The organism is Microcoleus sp. S1D4, from assembly GCF_036700765.1.
GTDB lineage: Bacteria > Cyanobacteriota > Cyanobacteriia > Cyanobacteriales > Microcoleaceae > Microcoleus.
In genome coordinates this window covers 66,607-85,009 of the sequence record NZ_JAUBPP010000012.1, presented here as the reverse complement: position 1 = coordinate 85,009, position 18,403 = coordinate 66,607, and the positions used below count along the sequence as shown (strand labels likewise).

General features: G+C 45.6%; 16 protein-coding genes. 6 read left to right on the top strand and 10 right to left on the bottom strand.

Annotated features, from left to right (window positions below; genetic code table 11):
• The first annotated feature begins 7 nt into the window (after positions 1 to 7).
• A complete protein-coding gene (locus QT998_RS14570; protein WP_333115097.1) occupies positions 8 to 2,323 on the top strand; it encodes a cation:proton antiporter in 2,316 nt (771 codons plus the stop codon).
• 153 nt (positions 2,324 to 2,476) lie between these two features.
• Here the strand turns inward: QT998_RS14570 and QT998_RS14565 are convergent, their stop codons facing one another.
• A complete protein-coding gene (locus QT998_RS14565; RefSeq protein WP_194010688.1) occupies positions 2,477 to 2,689 on the bottom strand; it encodes an Hfq-related RNA-binding protein in 213 nt (70 codons plus the stop codon).
• A gap of 253 nt (positions 2,690 to 2,942) precedes the next feature.
• On the opposite strand from QT998_RS14565, the gene dapF reads away from it, so the two are divergent.
• Together dapF and QT998_RS14555 are read left to right on the top strand one after the other, a co-directional pair.
• On the top strand, positions 2,943 to 3,785 hold the full coding sequence (gene dapF, locus QT998_RS14560) for a diaminopimelate epimerase (RefSeq protein ID WP_333115099.1): 843 nt from the start codon (positions 2,943 to 2,945) through the stop codon (positions 3,783 to 3,785).
• Between the two features lie 272 nt (positions 3,786 to 4,057).
• Positions 4,058 to 5,200 carry a hypothetical protein gene (locus QT998_RS14555; RefSeq protein WP_333115100.1) on the top strand — a complete coding sequence of 381 codons (1,143 nt, stop codon included), beginning with the start codon at positions 4,058 to 4,060 and terminating at the stop codon, positions 5,198 to 5,200.
• Between the two features lie 741 nt (positions 5,201 to 5,941).
• On the opposite strand, the gene QT998_RS14550 is transcribed toward QT998_RS14555, so the two are convergent.
• Together QT998_RS14550 and QT998_RS14545 are read right to left on the bottom strand one after the other, a co-directional pair.
• Positions 5,942 to 7,123, bottom strand: a complete 1,182-nt coding sequence (locus QT998_RS14550) for an aspartate aminotransferase (RefSeq protein ID WP_333088254.1) — start codon at positions 7,121 to 7,123, stop codon at positions 5,942 to 5,944.
• A 252-nt stretch (positions 7,124 to 7,375) separates the two neighbouring features.
• Complete coding sequence (locus QT998_RS14545; protein ID WP_333088255.1) at positions 7,376 to 8,521, bottom strand: iron-containing alcohol dehydrogenase family protein; 1,146 nt, start codon at positions 8,519 to 8,521, stop codon at positions 7,376 to 7,378.
• Positions 8,522 to 8,722: 201 nt separating this feature from the next.
• Between QT998_RS14545 and QT998_RS14540 the strand changes: the two genes are divergently transcribed.
• On the top strand, positions 8,723 to 9,016 hold the full coding sequence (locus QT998_RS14540; RefSeq protein ID WP_333115101.1) for a DUF29 family protein: 294 nt from the start codon (positions 8,723 to 8,725) through the stop codon (positions 9,014 to 9,016).
• Between the two features lie 270 nt (positions 9,017 to 9,286).
• On the opposite strand, the gene QT998_RS14535 is transcribed toward QT998_RS14540, so the two are convergent.
• The 7 genes from QT998_RS14535 to QT998_RS14505 all read right to left on the bottom strand — a co-directional run bounded on the left by QT998_RS14535 (position 9,287) and on the right by QT998_RS14505 (position 16,045).
• On the bottom strand, positions 9,287 to 9,616 hold the full coding sequence (locus QT998_RS14535) for a type II toxin-antitoxin system PemK/MazF family toxin (protein WP_333088259.1): 330 nt from the start codon (positions 9,614 to 9,616) through the stop codon (positions 9,287 to 9,289).
• Positions 9,603 to 10,043 carry a DUF2281 domain-containing protein gene (locus tag QT998_RS14530; protein ID WP_015175959.1) on the bottom strand — a complete coding sequence of 147 codons (441 nt, stop codon included), beginning with the start codon at positions 10,041 to 10,043 and terminating at the stop codon, positions 9,603 to 9,605. Before QT998_RS14530 ends, QT998_RS14535 begins: the two co-directional genes overlap by 14 nt.
• 317 nt (positions 10,044 to 10,360) lie before the next feature.
• Positions 10,361 to 12,049 carry a DNA repair helicase XPB gene (locus QT998_RS14525; protein ID WP_333115102.1) on the bottom strand — a complete coding sequence of 563 codons (1,689 nt, stop codon included), beginning with the start codon at positions 12,047 to 12,049 and terminating at the stop codon, positions 10,361 to 10,363.
• Positions 12,050 to 12,309: 260 nt separating this feature from the next.
• Positions 12,310 to 14,190: a hypothetical protein gene (locus QT998_RS14520; protein ID WP_333088261.1), complete on the bottom strand. Its 1,881-nt coding sequence runs from the start codon at positions 14,188 to 14,190 to the stop codon at positions 12,310 to 12,312.
• Positions 14,191 to 14,432: 242 nt separating this feature from the next.
• Complete coding sequence (locus QT998_RS14515) at positions 14,433 to 14,717, bottom strand: peptidase (protein ID WP_333115104.1); 285 nt, start codon at positions 14,715 to 14,717, stop codon at positions 14,433 to 14,435.
• 209 nt (positions 14,718 to 14,926) lie between these two features.
• Complete coding sequence (locus QT998_RS14510; protein WP_333088263.1) at positions 14,927 to 15,364, bottom strand: hypothetical protein; 438 nt, start codon at positions 15,362 to 15,364, stop codon at positions 14,927 to 14,929.
• Between the two features lie 234 nt (positions 15,365 to 15,598).
• The gene (locus QT998_RS14505) at positions 15,599 to 16,045 is read right to left on the bottom strand and encodes a hypothetical protein (protein WP_333115105.1); all 447 of its coding nucleotides are present in this window, start codon (positions 16,043 to 16,045) and stop codon (positions 15,599 to 15,601) included.
• Between the two features lie 386 nt (positions 16,046 to 16,431).
• Here QT998_RS14505 and QT998_RS14500 point away from each other — a divergent pair, with 386 nt between their 5' ends.
• On the top strand, positions 16,432 to 17,856 hold the full coding sequence (locus tag QT998_RS14500) for an aspartate ammonia-lyase (RefSeq protein WP_333115106.1): 1,425 nt from the start codon (positions 16,432 to 16,434) through the stop codon (positions 17,854 to 17,856).
• A 50-nt stretch (positions 17,857 to 17,906) separates the two neighbouring features.
• Positions 17,907 to 18,233 carry a hypothetical protein gene (locus QT998_RS14495; protein WP_194011807.1) on the top strand — a complete coding sequence of 109 codons (327 nt, stop codon included), beginning with the start codon at positions 17,907 to 17,909 and terminating at the stop codon, positions 18,231 to 18,233.
• Positions 18,234 to 18,403: the final 170 nt, after the last annotated feature.

Genomic DNA, 18,403 nt, shown 5'->3' with positions numbered 1-18,403 from the left:
ATAAGTTGTGCAAGAAGACTTCCGACTGATCGTTGACTTAGTTATAGTTCTCGCTGCTGCCGCAGCAGGAGGACTCTTTGCATCGCTGTTGCGACAGCCAGTAATCCTCGGATACCTCCTAGGAGGGATCGTAATTGGGCCCGCTGGTTTGGGGCTGATTAAAGAATTAATTCAGGTAGACACCCTCGCTGAATTCGGTGTTGCCTTTCTGTTGTTTGCTTTGGGAGTAGAGTTTTCCTTCGCCGAACTCCAGAAAGTTAAAGCAATTAGTCTGGGCGGGGGGGGCTTGCAAATTGTGCTAACGATCGCCTTTACAACTGCAATTTCCTTGGCCGTGGGCTGGGTAGAATCGCCCGCTCAAGGCGTGTTTTTAGGGTCGATTTTGTCGCTTTCCTCTACAGCAGTTGTACTCAAGTGCTTGATGGAACGCAACGAAAGCGGTACTTCCCACGGTCAAGTCATGCTGGGAATATTAGTAGTTCAAGACTTAGCATTGGGGCTGATGTTAGCAGTTTTGCCTGCTCTCAACGAGCCTGCAGAGGCGATCGGCATGACGGTAGCTTGGGCTCTGCTGCGGATCGGCTTATTTGCTGCTGGTGCTGTAGTTGCAGGCATTTGGATTGTCCCGCAATTGCTGCGCTATCTCGCAAAAACAGAAAGCCGAGAACTGTTTTTGCTGGGAGTTGTGGTTTTGGCTTTAGGTATTGCGCTGCTGACAGAATATTTGGGTTTCTCGATCGAGATGGGCGCATTTGTGGCGGGCTTAATGATTTCTGAGGTGGAATATGCCGACCAGACTCTAACTTACGTTGAGCCTTTGCGAGATATTTTTGCATCCTTATTTTTTGTCACCATCGGTATGTTAATCGACCCGATGTTTCTCTGGAGCCATCTAGAAGTAATTCTGGGACTGGTATTTCTAGTATTTGTTGGCAAATTCTTGATAATCACGCCCCTCGTCCGACTATTTGGTTATCCGTTAAAAACAGCATTGATCGTAGGTTTGGGCTTAGCTCAAATCGGAGAATTCTCCTTTGTACTCGCTAGTTCCGGTCAAATGATGGGACTGGTTTCGCGAGAAGTTTATCTATTAATTTTAGGAACGACAGCAGTCACCTTGGTGCTGACTCCGTTTGTATTGAGAAGTGTGCCGCAATTATTGAATTGGGCGGAAAATTTCGGGCCTTTGCAGCGATATTTTGACGAAACATCTCAACCGGTGGAAATCGCGGAAAATTTGCCGGAACAAAATCATGTTGTGATTTGTGGCTACGGGCGAGTTGGCAGAAATTTAGTCAAAATTCTGCAGGGCCGCAACTGTTCAATTGTGGTGATCGATGAGTCAGAAAGGAGAATTCAAGATTGCAGATTGCTCGGAATTCCCTACATTTACGGGAATGCTGCTAGCTTGCACGTTTTGGAATCTGCCGGGATCGAACGGGCTGCTTCAATGGCGATCGCCCTTCCCGATCCCATGAGCACTCGCTTGTGTCTGAAGCGGGCTTTAGAATTAGTTCCCGATTTGGATATTGTCGTCCAGGCCAACCAAGATAAAGACATCGAACTGCTTTATCAACTAGGGGCGTGGGAAGTTGTGCAGCCAGAGTTTGAGGCTAGTTTAGAACTGTCGGCCCACTTGCTCGGCGGCATAGGTGTCTCGGCAATGGCGATCGGGCGGGAAGTCCAGCAAATTCGCAGCAGCCGCTATCTGGAATTACGGCCGGCGCGCGAACCTTTGGCGATTTCGCGGGATTTGAAGGTGGCGGTTCGAGATATGAACAGCGAGTGGTACAACTTGCCGCAGGGCTCTCCGATCGCCGGCATGACTCTGGAAGAAACTAACTTGCGGCAGTTGACAGGGGTCAGCGTAATGGCGATAGTCCGCAAAGATGGGGAGGAAATTGATTATCCCAACGGAAAGACAGCTTTGCAGTTGGGCGATCGAGTTTTTGTGGTGGGAGAACCGGAAGAACTCATCAGTTTTGAGTTGCTGGCGAAGGGAGAAGTTTCTGTGCCGCACGGCGACAGTTCTTGTCAGTGGCTGAGGCTGCCACCAAAAAGCCCTTGGGCTGGCAAAAAACTGTCAGAGGTAGATGTACTCGCCCAGTACGGCGTGCAAGTGCGGGCGATCCGCCGGGAAGGGAAATTTACTCGCTGGCCCGATGGAACTAGCAGTTTGCTAGAGGGCGATCGTTTGCTGCTGTGCGGCGGCTTCTACGAGCTCGGCTTGATGCAGCGGACGGCCTCGCCCCCGGTTCCGCAACCGGCCTTAAAGCTGCCTTTTGTCACGGCTCAAGTCAGCGAAAAGCTGTTTAGCGATTAGGCAGTTGGTAGTTGGCAGTTGGCAGTTGGTAGTTGGCAGTTGGCAGTTGGTAGTTGGCAGTCAACAGTCAACAGCTAACAGTTAACAGCTAACAATGCTTTTAGGCCCGATGCTTTTAGGCCCGATGCTTTTAGGCCCGATGCTTTTAGGCCCTCAACGGTTAGGTTTGATATAGGCAATTGTTGGTCGCGAGATCAGAATTTGTGTTTCTGAGGCATCTACGAGGCAAAGGCAGCTATGATCCTGCCAAAAAATTCTGCCGACTAGCAAGTCGCCGGTCGTGAGTTTGATTTCTACCTGTTCTTTGTCTTTGATGTAGCTTTGTATTAGGCGAATGCTGGGCAATCCGGTCTCAAATTCAGACATACTGGGAAATGGGTAAGTTAGTCATCAGTCATCAGTCATCAGTCATTAGTCATTAGTCATTAGATTTGTCCCCAAAAATATTCAAGAACGGGCGGGATGCCTGTTTCACAGAAATTATGGGGGAACTCTATTAATCGCCAACGGCAGACTCAGGACTAGGATGATACGGGGATGCCCAGTACCAATGACTAATGACTAATGACTTTAGAAGTCTATCAACTAATCAGTTTTAACCAAAAGAGGTTTGTTTTTTATGCCGATCGAGTTTGCGAAGTATCACGGACTGGGCAATGATTTTATTCTGATTGACAACCGCCACTCCCCGGAACCGGTGATAACACCAGAACAAGCTGTCGAAATGTGCGATCGACATTTTGGCATTGGCGCAGACGGCGTGATTTTTGCTCTTCCGGGTCAAAACGGCACTGACTATACGATGCGGATTTTTAATTCCGACGGTTCGGAACCGGAAATGTGCGGCAACGGAATTCGCTGTTTGGCTAAGTTTATCGCCGATTTGGAAGGATCAAAGGCGAAAACTCAGTATCGCATCCACACTCTGGCGGGTGTCATTAGCCCGGAATTGCGATCGGACGGTCAAGTTAAGGTGGATATGGGAGTTCCCCGGCTGCTGGCTGCGGAAATTCCGACAACTTTGGCCGCACCGGATGCTAAAGCTATTGATATGCCGATCGAGGTAGCGGGTAAATCTTGGTCTGTTACCTGTGTCAGCATGGGTAATCCTCACTGCATTACTTTTGTAGACGATGTTTCGGCTGTTGCTTTAGAAACTGTCGGGCCTGTGTTCGAGTACCACCCAGCCTTCCCGCAGCGTACAAATACCGAATTCATTCAAGTAATACGATCGGACTACGTAAAAATGCGGGTGTGGGAAAGAGGCGCAGGTGTTACTCTAGCTTGTGGGACTGGTGCTTGTGCTGCTGTGGTAGCTGGAGTGTTGGTCGCTAAGTGCGATCGGACAACTGCTGTTGAACTCCCCGGTGGCGTTTTGGAAATCGAATGGGCAGAAGTTTCTGGGCGGATTTACATGACCGGGCCGGCACAGCGAGTATTTACTGGTTGTATTAGTCTTTAGTCATCAGTCATCAGTCATCAGTCATTGGTCATTGGTCATTGGTCATTAGTCATCAGTCATTGGTCATCTATGGGTGGTTTAAGGCAGTTTTTTGTATAATTGACAAAAAAATCAAATTGGATAATTCAAAATTTTTCTTGAATTGTGACTAATGTCTTCCCCGTTGAGAACTAATTGGTTGCGGACTAATTACTACTGACTACTGACTAATGACTAAAATCTAAAATCTAAAATCTAAAATCTAAAATCTAAAATTTACTAGGTGGATGTGCATGGCTGGAGGTATTTATCTGATTCAGGACGACGACAGGCTGGTAGAAATGATGGAACAGCCCTACGACTCGGAAGACCAGTTACAAGATTTGCTAGTAACTTATCCTAATTTGATCGCGGGAGATCAAATCGATCGGGCGACGGCGCGGAGATGGCTGTTAATTTCGCGGGAAGCTGCACCCAGCGATGAGGAAACAGCGGTGCAGTGGTCGCTGGATCATTTGTTTCTCGACCAAAATGCAGTTCCTACTTTGGTGGATGTCCGGCGAACTCCTAATGCCGAACTGCGGCAAAAAGTTTTGGGTCAGTCGATCGACTATGCTGCTAATGCGGTAGTTCACTGGCCAGTCGATTCAATTATTGCTCTGTTTGAAGCTAATTGTCGCGATCGGGGCCGCGATCCCGAACAGATTTTTGAAGAGTTTTTGGGCGCGGATGCTAATGAAGATAGGTTTTGGCAGAAGGTTAAAACTAATTTGCAAGCGGGTAAAATTCGCTTAGTGTTTGTCGCTGACGAGATTTCCGCTGAAATGCGCCGAGTTGTAGAATTTCTTAACGAACAAATGGACCCGGTTGAAGTTTTTGCACTGGAAATTAAGCAGTATGTCAGTGAAGACGGTTTGAAAACATTGGTTCCCAGAGTGATCGGCCAGACAGCCGAAGCACAGCAGAAAAAATCCAGCGCAACGCGCGAAAGAAGGCGCTGGGATGAATCGTCATTTTTTGCGGAAATCAAGGCTAGACGGGGCGCGGACGAGGCGCAAATGGCAAGAGAAATTTACCTTTGGGCGAAAAGTCAAGAACCCGAAGTTCAAATCCAGTGGGGAACGGGGGACGCCTACGGCGGTTTTGCCGCCCAATTGCCTCAAAAGGGAAGAAAACCCTATCAGTTATTCACTGTAGATATTGCTGGCAGAATGGAGATTTCTGCTGATAATTACGGTTCCAGGCCACCGTTTAATGTGGAACAAAATTGGCTGGAATTGAGAAGTAAGCTGAGTTCGATCGGTCTGTCGCTGCCTATAGAACCGGGCGAGAGAAGGTCGCCGAGTCTGGCTTTGTTTACTTTGCAAGATGAATCTGCACTGAAGCAAGTTATGGAAACTTTTGATTGGATTACTAATGAAATAAAAAAAGCGTAGTTATTGGGAATTGGGATAGGGCATGGGGCATGGCATTGGTGTCAACTTAAACTTTTGGTCCACCAGTCCTCCCGCCCACCCGTCAGTCCGCCAGGGAATGAATTCCCTGGCGGACTATCGGTTTGATGTTAAGTTGACACCAATAGGGCATGGGACGCCGCCTACTTACTTCACTTTCTTGAGAACCGCTATAAATGGTTTCAGAGAAAAGTTAAGAGCGTAGAAGGGGAAGTTCCGGTTAAAATAGCTCACCAAAACAAGTGGATTAAGTTTATGATGGTGTTTGAACTTTTTGCACAACTTGTGGGAATTGAAGACCCATTTTCTATCGGTTTTTCTTCTGAGGAGGGTGAGGATAGCGAAAACTATCATTATTTTGTTATGGAAGAAATGAATTTTATAAAAAAGCTCCTCCTCCTAACCTAGGATGTGTTTACTGGGAGATAGACGATGAGTGTTGGGGAGAATATGGAGGAATTCAAAAAGTTACTTTAAACCGCGAACGCTTAATTGTTCATTTCGATCCTTCAAGACCCAACCCTCATATAAATTACGATGAGGTAAGAATTGCTTTTTCTGTAAATGATTCAGAATTTCAGAAGTTGCAGAACACCTTGCAGAAGATAATGCTGGGTTATGAGGATAGGTTGAATTTAATTAATTAGTCAATTGCGTCAAGATTGTACTTGAAATTCAATGCCCAATTCCCATGCCCTATGCCCCATGCCCCATGCCCAATAACTAATATCGAATATTAGCTTGTTTCAAACGCCGCAATGCTTCTCCCAGTCGATCGCAATCTGCAATCAAACTAATTCTCACATATCCTTCGCCGCCCGGCCCAAAAGCATTGCCAGGAGTCACCACAACACCAGTTTGCTGCAAAACATTCAGGGCAAAATCAGTCGAACTCATGCCCGGAGTGCAGGGAACCCAAAGATACATTGCAGCCAGAGGTTTAGGAATATTCCACCCTAATTCTGCCAGTCCTGCAACCATGAAATCGCGGCGAGTGCGGTAGCGTTCCTGTACTTCGTGCAAGTAACTGTCGGGCAATTGCAGCGCTGTTTCTGCTGCTGTTTGCAAGGCGGAAAATATACCGTAATCTAGGTTTGTTTTTAAGGTTCGCAAACCTTGAATTATTTTGCTGTTTCCTACTACAAAACCAACTCGCCAGCCGGCCATATTGTAGGTTTTGGACATGGTGTGAAATTCGACACCGATTTCTTTCCCGCCGGGAATTTCTAATAAACTTGTCGGTTGATAGCCGTCAAAGGCTAATTCCGCATAGCACAAATCATGAACTAGCAAGATTTGATATTTGTGCGCGAAAGCAACAATATCTTTATAAAATTCGCGGGGTGCTGTTGCTCCCGTCGGATTGCTGGGATAATTGAAATAGAGGATTTTGGCTTGTTCGGCTACGCTGTCGGGAATGTCGGCTAAGTCAATTACCCAGTCGTTTTCTGGCTTGAGGATAATGTTGTGAACTTTTGCACCGGCGATAATCGGGCCGCGAAATAATACGGGATAAGCGGGACTTGGTACTAATACTAAGTCGCCGGGATTGATGTAGGCGATCGCAAAATGTGCTAAACCTTCTTTGGAACCCAACAAAGGCAATGCTTCGCTTTCTGGATCGAGTTCAACATTGTAGCGACGGCTGTACCATTTAGTAATAGTACGGCGGAAATTAGCAGTTCCTTCAAAGGGTGGATAGCCGTGATTTGCAGGATTTTGGATGGCTGCGACAGCGGCTTCTACTACTGGTTGAGGAGTGGCACCGTCGGGGTTTCCCATTCCTAAGTCTATTAAATCTAGTCCTTGTTCGCGGGCGCGGGCTTTGAGTTCGTCGAGACGGGCAAATACGTAGGGCGGTAGTGTTTGCAACCTGTCAGCAGGGCTAATCCAATCCAAAGTCATTTGTTTTTTGTCAGTTGTCAGTTTTCCTGGTTTGTAGTCAGGATTTCAGTCCTTTCTATCACAATACGGTTTAGTTAAGTTAACAATATTTATTCCCCGAATATCTCCCTAAATCCCCCGGATAGTCGGGGGACTTTGAAAGCTTTCTTGTCGCCCCCTTAAGAAGGGGGGTTAGGGGAGATCGGACTTAACGGAACTGTATTGCTTTCCAGCACGGTTTTTTCAGGACTAAAGTCCTTACTACAAAAGGTTTTAATGCTTGATTTTCAATTCTCCCACAGGTGCGGTAGTAGAAACCATCGCCGCCATTAATTGTTCGGGTACGACTTTAAACGGCAGTCTGTGGATGTCAGAGTCGGGATTGCAGGCTATGTCGGCGGCCTGCTGCAATTGTGTGAGACTAACGTCTCCTAGTCCTAGATTGTCTAAAGTTTGGGGCAATCCAATCTCGGCGTAGAATTTTAGCAGTTGCTGTCTGGCGCTAGCGGCAAGTTGATTGTTTTGCAGCATTTCTTCTAGTCGCAGTTGTACTAAAATGCCGTAGGCGACTTTTTCGCCGTGCAATGTGCCGTGACTTGCTAATAGATGAGTTAGGCCGTTGTGGACGGCGTGGGCGGCGACGGTGCGGCATTGGGCGCCGCCGATTCCGCCAATTACTCCTGCTAGCAATACGGCTGCATCTGTGACTTCTTGCCAGGTTTCGCTACCGGGTTCTTTGAGGGCGGCGGCTGATTTTTGAAATAAAATATCGCGCAGTATTCTAGCTTGTTGGACGGCGGAAATTATCAGGGTTTGTTCGGAGTGTCCGCTGCTGACTGATGCTTCGTACCATTTGGCGATCGCATCTCCAATTCCTGCTACTAATGTCCGCTGTGGTGCGGTTTGAATTAAGCCGTAGTCGAGGATTAATAAGTCAGGACATCTGGCTAATGTGACGTCGTATTGGAATGCGCCTTGTTCGGAATAAATGTTAGAAAGGGCTGTCCAAGCGGCACAGGTGGCTGCTGATGTGGGTATTGTGACGATCGGGATTTTGCATTGATAGGCGACGAGTTTGGCTGCGTCTAAGGCTTTGCCGCCGCCAACTCCGATGATGAAATCGGCTTCATGGCTGGCGGCTTCTTCCCGCAGGTGTTCGAGACTGGTTTCGCTGCAATCGTTGCCGTATTGTGTTTCGGCGGATTGTAACTGCTGCTGTTCGAGGATTGATTGCAGGTAGGGTTTGGCGGCGGCGAGGGAGTTGCTGCCGCCGACGATTAGCGGCCGCTTTCCGAAACGGGCGATCGCATCTCCGGCTTGTGCTAGGGCAGATCGACCCCGCAATACACAGGCGGGAGCAATTGTCAAGCAATAAATTGCTGGTGCGGTGGCGGTTTTGGTGCTTTGGGTTTGAGTCATCGAACCACTGGATAAGTGACGAGAAGGTTGACGCTTTGCAGGATTGCTGGATTTTCTAGGATAACTCTAATCTATGCGGAAATGGTAAGTTTTATAAACTTTTTATTAAGTATTGTTGGGCTGTTGGGGGATGGGAGGGGGGAGTTGGAGGGCGATCGGTATGATAAATTTAGGAATATAAGCAATTTCAAGGATAGGGCAATGCTGACTAAACAAGATTGGGACTGGTTAGCAGTGTGTTCTCATTATCAAACGGCTGTCACAGTCCAGACACTTCTCAAAGAAGGAAAATCTATGGAAGCAACGGCAGGTTTAGAATCTTTAATTGAAGCAATGGGAAGAACCGAAAAACGAGCATTAAAAAGCCAGTTAATTCGTTTAATGCTTCATATTATTAAATGGAAATCTCAACCTCAAAAACAAACTACTAGCTGGGCTATTAGCATTCTATCCGCACGCCGAGAATATAGAAGATATTCAGGAAGAAGTTCCTAGTTTAAATCGGGAATTTATTGCATCTATTTGGGATAAATCTTTTCAAGCAGCAGTGAAAGAGGCTAACACCGAAATGAGGAAAGTTGAATGTCAATTGACTTCCCTTTCTTGGTCAGAAGTTTTTGAGGATGAATATAATTTGTCGGATGGCGCTTTAGAAGATGGAAATTTTGAGTAAGGTGCGCGATCGCATTTTTGGGACAGACGCAGCCACCTGGTTTCTCAACCCAACCTGTTTACTGATCGGAACTTACGCAAAACCTTTATATGTTAAAATTGAGGCTTAACGTACAACTCCCAGACTTGTTTCACTGCTGCTGCATCTGCTTGAGAAATTTGCCCGATTTTCGCTAGCAACAAAGACTTTTCCAAACAATCTAATCTAGACAAACGCACTGTTGAAGCAACGCGCAAACCGCTGACAGACCAATCATTAAGAAATACATCAGTTTGGCTACGGGGTTTGGCAGAGGTGACGGCGGCTGCTACCACATCCTCGCCATCCAACCATAGCAAAAGTATGGGGCGTGGTTTAGAGTCTGCGCCGTTTGTAAAAGGAATCTTTGCCACCCAAAAATCACCAGGTTCAATAGTCGTCATAAAGTCCTTCGTCTTCGGGTGCGTAGCTGTTCAAAAAAGCTTCGTGACTGCGAGTAATGGTTGAATCAATTAAAAAGTCTTCGCTGTTGACTACAAAAAACTCTCTTAATTGGGCAGCGGTTAAATCTTCTTGGGTTGTTATCTCTACAAACGGTTTTAGTATTTGAGGGGATTCTAATACGCAACTCAAAAACTCAATAAACGAGCGCTTGGGATGCGATGGCTCTGTTTGCAAAATATTGGACTCAGAACTTTCATTTGGTGACTGTTTTACTTGTGCTTGATGTACAAGAAATTGCACAAAATCCAGAACTTCCTGTCGCTTTTCTGTTGGAAGCAGTTGCAGATTTTCTAATAAAGTTTTTTCGAGATTTCCGAGTCTCAAAAAATTCACTGGGTATGTAAAAGTTTGTGCTGGTTGGTTCATGGGAGTTTTACACTAACAGTAAAATTAATTTACTTATAAAAGTATAGCTGACTTTATCCCAATACGGTTCAGTTAAACTGTTTATTCCTCGGAGATCCCCCTCGCATCCCCCTTAAGAAGGGGGACTTTGAGTAAGTTCTTGTCCCCCCCTTCTTAAGGGGGGCTAGGGGGGATCGGGCTTAACTGAACCGTATTCGACTTTATCCCTCTGCGGGCGATCGCCCTTGCTCATCAATTTTAGCTTTTTGCAAACTGCCAGTTTCACTTCTAATGCGCGCCGACTGTTGATTTGTCAGAAGTCTATTATGCAATGCTGACTAACCATTGCCTTGAACCTCAATAGTATAACTGTAGCCCTGTTCGGTGAGGAATAGTTGGCGGTGTCGCGCAAAATCCTCCTCGCAAGTTTGTAGCGATACTAATGTATAAAAATTCGCAGTATGTCCGTCAGATTTTGGGCGGAGAATTCGTCCGAGGCGCTGCGCTTCTTCTTGGCGAGAACCATACTTTCCTGATACTTGAATCAACACATCGGCATCGGGTAAATCGACTGCAAAGTTGCCCACGCGAGATAAAATTAATCCGGGAATCTCTTTGTGACGGAATGCTTCGTACAACCGATCGCGCTCAACCTGTTTTGTCTTCCCCGTAATCAGCGGCAAATCGGTAACTCGGGCGATCGCATCCAACTGTTCCAGAAACTCACCAATAATTAAAATACGATGCCCCGCCTCCTTTTGCAACAAACTTTGCACCACATCCAACTTACCCGGATTTTCCGCAGCAATCCGAAACTGACTGCGGCGGGGCGCTAGGGCATATTCCATTTTCTCCGCCTCATTTTGAGCGACGCGGATTTCGGTACAATTGGCTGTAGCAATAAATCCCTGTCCTTCCAATTCCCGCCAAGGTACGTCATAGCGCTTGGGGCCAATTAGCGTAAAAACATCGCCTTCCTTCCCGTCTTCGCGAATCAATGTCGCCGTCAAACCTAACCTGCGTCGCGCTTGTAAGTCGGCGGTAATCCGAAATATCGGTGCGGGTAATAGATGAACTTCATCATAAATAATCAGTCCCCACGATTGCGCGTTAAATAACTCGAAATGCGGGAATTCATCATCTTTAGTCGATCGATAACTGAGCATTTGGTAAGTCGAGAGAGTTACAGAAGCCGTTTTTTTGCTGTTGCTGCTGTACTCGGCGATCGCATCTTCAGTTAAACTCGTTTTGTCTAATATTTCCCTGCGCCACTGGTGCACCGAAGTCAAACTGCTGGTGAGAATCAATGTTTTTTGCTGCACCAAACTCATCGCAATCATCCCCACAATCGTCTTACCAGCGCCGCAGGGTAGAACGATCGTACCGCTGCCACCTCTAACCTCTCCGCTCTGATAGAATGCTTCTACTGCTTCCTTTTGATAGGCACGCAAATTAAAGGGTAAGTCGCTTCCTAAAGTACGATCGCGCAACGCAATTGCTAACTCGGCACCTTCGACATATCCAGCTAAATCTTCCGCCGGATAACCCACAGCTAGCAAAGCTTGTTTGAGTACGCCGCGATTCCCCGCATCGACTTGAAAGCAAAGATCCGAAATCCGCTTACCTAACAGCGGTTTCACGCGCTCATCCCGCACTAGCAACTCCGTCAGCGGGCGATCGGCAATCCGCAGTTGTAAATCGGAATTTTCCGCATCAATCCTTTCAATTACCGTCAATCCGTAGCGCGTACCAAGCAGTTCGATTTCCTGCGCTACCGACTCAGGAATGTCATATTTAGCATACTTTCGCAAAGCTGCGATCATCAATTCCACTAACATTCCCGCCGCCCGCGCATTCCACACGCTGAGGGGCGTGATGCGATAGGTGTGGATGTGTTCGGGACTTTTGATTAATTCGGCAAAGGGGGCGATCGCTTCTCGTGCCTTTTGTGCTGTTGGGGCGTGAACTTCTAGTAAAATTGAGCGATCGCTCTGTACGATTAAAGCATTTTCGGGAACGTAAGTCATAGGAAGAAGGAAGACGGAAGACGGAAGAGGGAATAAGTTTGTTAGAACAGAAAAGTTTGGTTGATTTGCTCCAGTCCATGTTATAATGTGCGTCGCGATTGAGATTGTCGATCTTTTTTTAGGATTTATCGCCAGCGATGCACCCTACAAATACTCAAAGTCCCCATTTTTAAGGGGGATTTAGGGGGATATGGACTCAGCTATAAACGAACAATAAAAAGGTTTTTGGGTGATTTTTGACACTAATAGTATCAGGTGTACTATTTATCCCGCTGGGGTAAGACGTAGCCGACTTGCCGCAGGGCGTTGCGAAATTTAGTTTCCTGGGATAATGGAACCGCCAAAGTGCGATCGCCCGCTAGCTGACAGAATTTTTTGGTACGGGAATCATTGGCAATCAGCAATGCTAAATGGGCGGTAGTACATTCGATCAACCTGACACTACCTATATCTTGCACGCTATTCGATCGCTCTGTAACATCCGTTAGAAATTGCTGCACAGTTTGCGGTAGCGGTTCAATACTTCTGGCGTTCAAAAACTCTGTAAACTCTGCTAATGGATATCCATTTTCAATAGCTGCGAAGATTTTTGGGCGATCGAGTCGCCACACAACATCCGACACCTTTTTAGTATAGATATCCAGGACGATCGCATCAGATGTCTCGACACCATCTCCCGCCGCAATAATTTCTAGATTCGGCAATACCCTGAGCGTTTGACGAACCTCAATTACTGGCGGAGTATACTGATCCGTCAAGCCCAAACAATAAGCCCCCAAACTCGTCAAGCGAAAATATACTAAGCCATCATAACGACTCAGGAATTCCAGATTGTCCGTTCCCCAAAGATAGTCATAATCACTTGGTATGAGCAACGGATCGACATATGCAACATCAATTATGCCCAAAGTAGCAGCATACTCAAACAAAAAACAGCGCATATATCGTTCTTCCAGAATCGGCCAACTATGGCCATCCAATTCTGATAAGCTTCCATACCCAGCTTCACCAATATATAAACAGTAGGGTTCCTCAGTAACATCAAAGCTATGGCCCGTTGCGACTAGATATTTACTAAAGTCATGAAATAAAATCCACTTACCCACAGGACATTCTGCGAGCACAGAGGCGATCGCATCTCTGCGCCACGCCACATCTGTCATGCCATTTGCACCCCTGCCAGTTTGTCCTTTGATCGCATCAATGCGGCGAAATTCATCAAAGATTTTTGTCTTTAACCAGCGCTTCCATGCTGTCTGTAAACCTTTGGCGGGTGATTCTTGTAAAGCTTTCTGTCCCGCTTTCGTCAAAACTAGCTTTTTGCCCGATCGTTCCGCGAACTTGCTCCCTTGCGCTATCATTATCCAAGCAAAGGGCTTGATGCTACCGAGTTCAGCGAATACTTCATCATCATAGTCGCTATCCTTGGCTAGGGTAATTTGACGCTGTTCCTCATTATAAAAATCACCGCCTTGCAATATAGAGGCGATCGCTTTTACACTTCCAGCACTAGGTAAAGCAGTTTTCTCACTAACAGTAACTTTTCCCGACTGAATCAAACGCAAAACAGCCGCTAAATCCTTGGTAGCTGTCAACTGTGTTTCACAAGAAGTCAAGGGAATATCGTATTCTTCTATATCTTTTTCCCTTGTACTGTAGTTATATCTTTGGACGCTGAGTTTAACATGATTTTTTACTGTTTCACCACTATGATCCAAGGTCGCTTTTTTGGGCTTTGGCACGAATTTCAGCAATATTTCTTGTAGATCGTAAGGAATCTGGTTGCCATAAATAAACAAGCATAACAGTGATGGTTCTCTGTTAGTTCCATAGCGATCGATTGTTCCCAAATTTGCTGATTCTCCGTATTTTGCCCTAAATATTTCAGGAAAATAATAACCATCCTCCCCATGTATAACTTCAGCTACAGCCGCTTTTTGGAGGTCGTCTAATTTCGCCCACACTATCCGAAGGTGATCTCCCAGCAATTGCGATCTAATTCCATCAACAAGATCCGCTTTACGGGTTAATTTACGAAGATCGGGTAATAATGCTTTGAGCTTTTTTAAATCTTCAACAATTATTCCTTCTAGTGCCTGTTGGAGGCTGATAACGTTATCTATGCTTGGGTAACGCGACATAATGTTTGATAGTGCGCCCGCTTCAAAATTGTTTTGGCAACGCAAATATAACAACTTTACAGGATGAGGAACTTAAACTTTTGTTACACAATCAAGAAATTTGGTTCAACAGTTACGGTACGATGAACCGGAACCGTACATAGGTTATTTGTTTTGATTTTTAAGCTCATATTTGCTACCCTAAAATTACCGGGTTCAATAGTCGTCATCAAGTCCTTCTTGAATTTCTCACATCTTTGCTTTTAATCGTTGGAATTTGGCTGCTTTCTTCTGCCAAACAAACCCGACATACTTAAACCTGTCACCAGCAAGCCAAGCATTCCCAATCCATTTAAAATCGGGTAAATTGCTTGCAGGTGAAAAATTTCACCTGTATGAACTTTCAACAATAATCTTGATGAAATTCCTGTGCTAATCGGCCACTCCCTGCCCATCGTTGCTGCCATTCCAGTCAATACCGTGAGGGTAATTGGTAAAAAAACAATTGTGGCTAGAATGCGGTGGTACTTGCGAAATGCTTTTTTCATAACGGTTGAAAATTTAGAAATACTCAACTTATATATAGTGGCTTTCAAAAAAGTGAGGTAGACCCTATGCCTATGCCCTATCCCCTATCCCGGATAGTACCTCACATGAGAGTACAGAAAGGCTATAATGATGGAGCATTGAGTGTTTGTTTCTGAGCAATTACGGCGAACGCCGCACTAGAAACAAACACTCAAATTAGCATTTAAATCTAGGACTTAGGAATGCTAGCGATGGTCTTTTCTAGCGACTGCAATTGAGCTAGCACTAGGTCTTTGCTGGGCTTACCTTTTTTGAGTTCATCTGTTACTTCTTCTGTAGTTTTTTCAACGGTATCGTAGCTTTTAGGTTCCTTAGCTTTGATGCCATCTTCGACTTTCTTCCAGGAAGTTTCAAACTTGTCAAATTCGGTTTTAGCTTTGACAAAATCACCAGTGTCAACTGCTGCTTTGGTATTAGTAACTACACTCATTAACTCTGGATAGTTAGCAGTAGATGCTGGTTTCTCAGATGTGGTGACAGTGGTAGTCGTAGAAGTAACCGGTGGAGGTGAGGTTGGCGGAGTGGATGCTTCTTGCTTCTCGCCGCAACCAGCTAAAGCTACAAGGGTGACGGCACTGAGGACAAGGATTTGATTGAAACGAGCCATGAAAACTCCTAAAAAATTAATACTACAATCTATTTTGTCACAAAACCCGCAGATCGATCGCTAAAACCATCTGCAATTCCTGCAATTAACCGCAGTTAGCAGCCAGCCCAAGAGGATCGTGCTCCTAGCGCTGTCATCTTCGAGACGGGGCGGGGGTTACAGAAACCGAGTTTCGGGAATTTAGGTAATGCGATACCTGACAGGATTTAACAACCTTAAGGAAACATCGAAATATTAGTGTATCGAAACTGATAAAGTGTAACTTGCACCCCCTCGTTCTGTACCGACGACTATCTGATATTTTCCCGTCTGGGGCAATTCTCCCGACCAGCTTCTTTTTTCTTCAGCTAAGGGGTTTGTATTTGGATCGATCACCTTAAAAACAGCATTTCCTTCTACTGATTGGATCTCTAGATTCATTCTTTGACCTTGTTTGGCCCTGATCAAATAAATCATGACTTCGCCCCGGGCTACTCCTCCTTTTACTTCGCCTGAACTAGCACCTCTTTTAAACTTAATTTGCTGCTGTCGCTGAGCCCTTAAAATCGTCGATTGTTCCGGGATTGCTGTGGAGGGGACAATGCTGGAGATAGCGTTTACTGAATCCGGAAAAATTGCAGAGGCACTTAAGCCGATCATTAAAACATTTAGCTGTTTGAAAGTTTTTGCTGGTTTGTTCATGGGAGTTTCACTCTTAGCGTGATATCAATTCCGGTTGCACTCATACATGATGTTAACAGTCAACAGTGAATGTACTATTCTGATGAAGAGAGGATTTGATATGAAATGATTCATTTGTACAATTATAGATAAACATTTTTGTCGGCGCGCGATCGCCCTTGCAGAACAATTTTAGCTTTTTGTAAACTGCCCTTTCACCCTCGCCCTCGCCCCAGACTTGATTTGAGTTTCGAGATTGGAGATTCAACCCTAGGATGTGGGATAATTTTGGGCGATCGCAATTTATGCTACTGTACAGTCGCCAGCGGGTGCGGTAAAGTAAAAACACCCAGAACACGCAGTTACAAAAAAATTGTATACTTCCTAATTATCACAAACCAAACGATATGACGCAACAGCCAGCCATTACCTACCGCACCGAAAGCGACTCAATGGGAGACAAACAAATCCCATCTACCGTTTACTACGGCATTCAAACTCTGCGCGCCGTTGAAAATTTTCCAATTAGCGGTATCAAACCTTTATCAACTTATATAGATGCTTGCGTTTTAATTAAAAAAGCTGCGGCGATCGCCAACGGTAAACTCGGCTGCATTCCTGAAGATATCAGCCAAGCACTGATCCAAGCTGCTGATGAAGTTTTAGCCGGAAATTTGCGCGATCAATTTGTAGTTGATGTCTACCAAGCAGGCGCGGGAACTTCTCACCACATGAACGTTAATGAAGTTCTTTCCAATCGCGCTTTGGAAATTATGGGCGATGAAAAAGGCAACTACAAGCGCGTCAGTCCCAACGATCATGTAAACTACGGTCAATCAACCAATGATGTGATTCCTACGGCGATTCGGATCGGCGGATTGTTGGCCTTAGAAAAAACTCTATTTCCGGCTTTGTCTGAGGCCATAGTCGCCCTAGAAAATAAAGCAGAAGAATTCAAAAATATTGTTAAATCGGGCCGCACTCATATGCAAGATGCTGTGCCGGTTCGACTCGGCGACACCTTCGGCGCTTGGGCGCAAATTCTCAGGGAACATACTTTGAGAATTGACAGGGCATCCGATGATTTAACTTCCCTGGGATTGGGGGGAAGCGCCGCTGGAACAGGCTTAAATACTCATCCTGAATACTGTCAAAAAGTTGCTGAAATTCTCTCAGAATTAATCGATCGCCCCCTGAAACCAGCCAGACATTTAATGGCAGCTATGCAGAGTATGGCACCGTTTGTAAATGTGTCTGGCGCGCTGCGAAATCTGGCTCAGGATTGTGTTAAAATGTCCCACGACTTGCGTTTGATGGACTCTGGGCCGAAAACGGGTTTCAAGGAAATTCAACTGCCTCCGGTGCAACCTGGTTCGTCAATTATGCCGGGAAAATACAATCCTGTGATGGCAGAAATGACTTCGATGGTGTGTTTTCAAGTTATGGGTTACGATAGCGCGATCGCCCTTGCAGCCCAAGCGGGACAATTAGAATTAAACGTGATGATGCCCTTAATCGCCTACAATTTGATTCACAGCATCGAAATTTTGGGCAATACCATCAGCGCGCTGAGCACAAAATGCCTCGAAAAAATTGAAGCAAAGGGCGATCGGTGTCTCGCTTACGCAGAAGGCAGTCTCGCCCTCGTTACCGCCCTCAACACTCATATCGGCTATCTCAATGCCGCCGCCGTCGCCAAAGAATCTCTCGAAACCGGCAAATCTTTGCGGCAAATTGTCCTAGAACGCGGTTTAATGAGTGAAGAAGACTTGGCAAAAGTTCTAGATTTAGAGAAAATGAGTGCGATGCCAACATCATCTGCTAATGCTTAGCCACAAGATGGCAGTATTCTTTCAGAGTCTCAAGTTTAGGAGCAAAATTTATGCGCGCAGGTTCCTTTGGCCAATTAACTCAAGATAAAGAGAACACAACTCAAGTGACATTTCATTATGTGGAAGGTCACACGGAAACCTTTACAATTCCTATCCCGGCATCAGAATTTCAAGAGGAAGTGCTGCAGTTGTTAAATCAACCTTGGTTGACTTTTCATTTAGTCGATCAAACGGTTTTTATCTGCACTGCCCGGTTGATAAAAGTAGAAATTAAACCTGCTATCCCGGAACTTCAAGGCCAAGGAATTTTCTCTAATTCTATGCGAGTTAGTACGATGCAGCGGGCTGCTTCTGGCAGATTGCCGATGAATACTTAAACTTGGTTGGCGGTAATGGGTAATTGGTAAGTTGTTTTGCATTTAAGTTGGATGTTGGGAACGGCCTCCAAAAGTGCCGACTCCACAATATTTTTATTGATTTTTGATGCACAATTTAAACGTAGAACAGCTTAATGGGTAATTGGTAATTGGTAATTGGTAATTGGTAA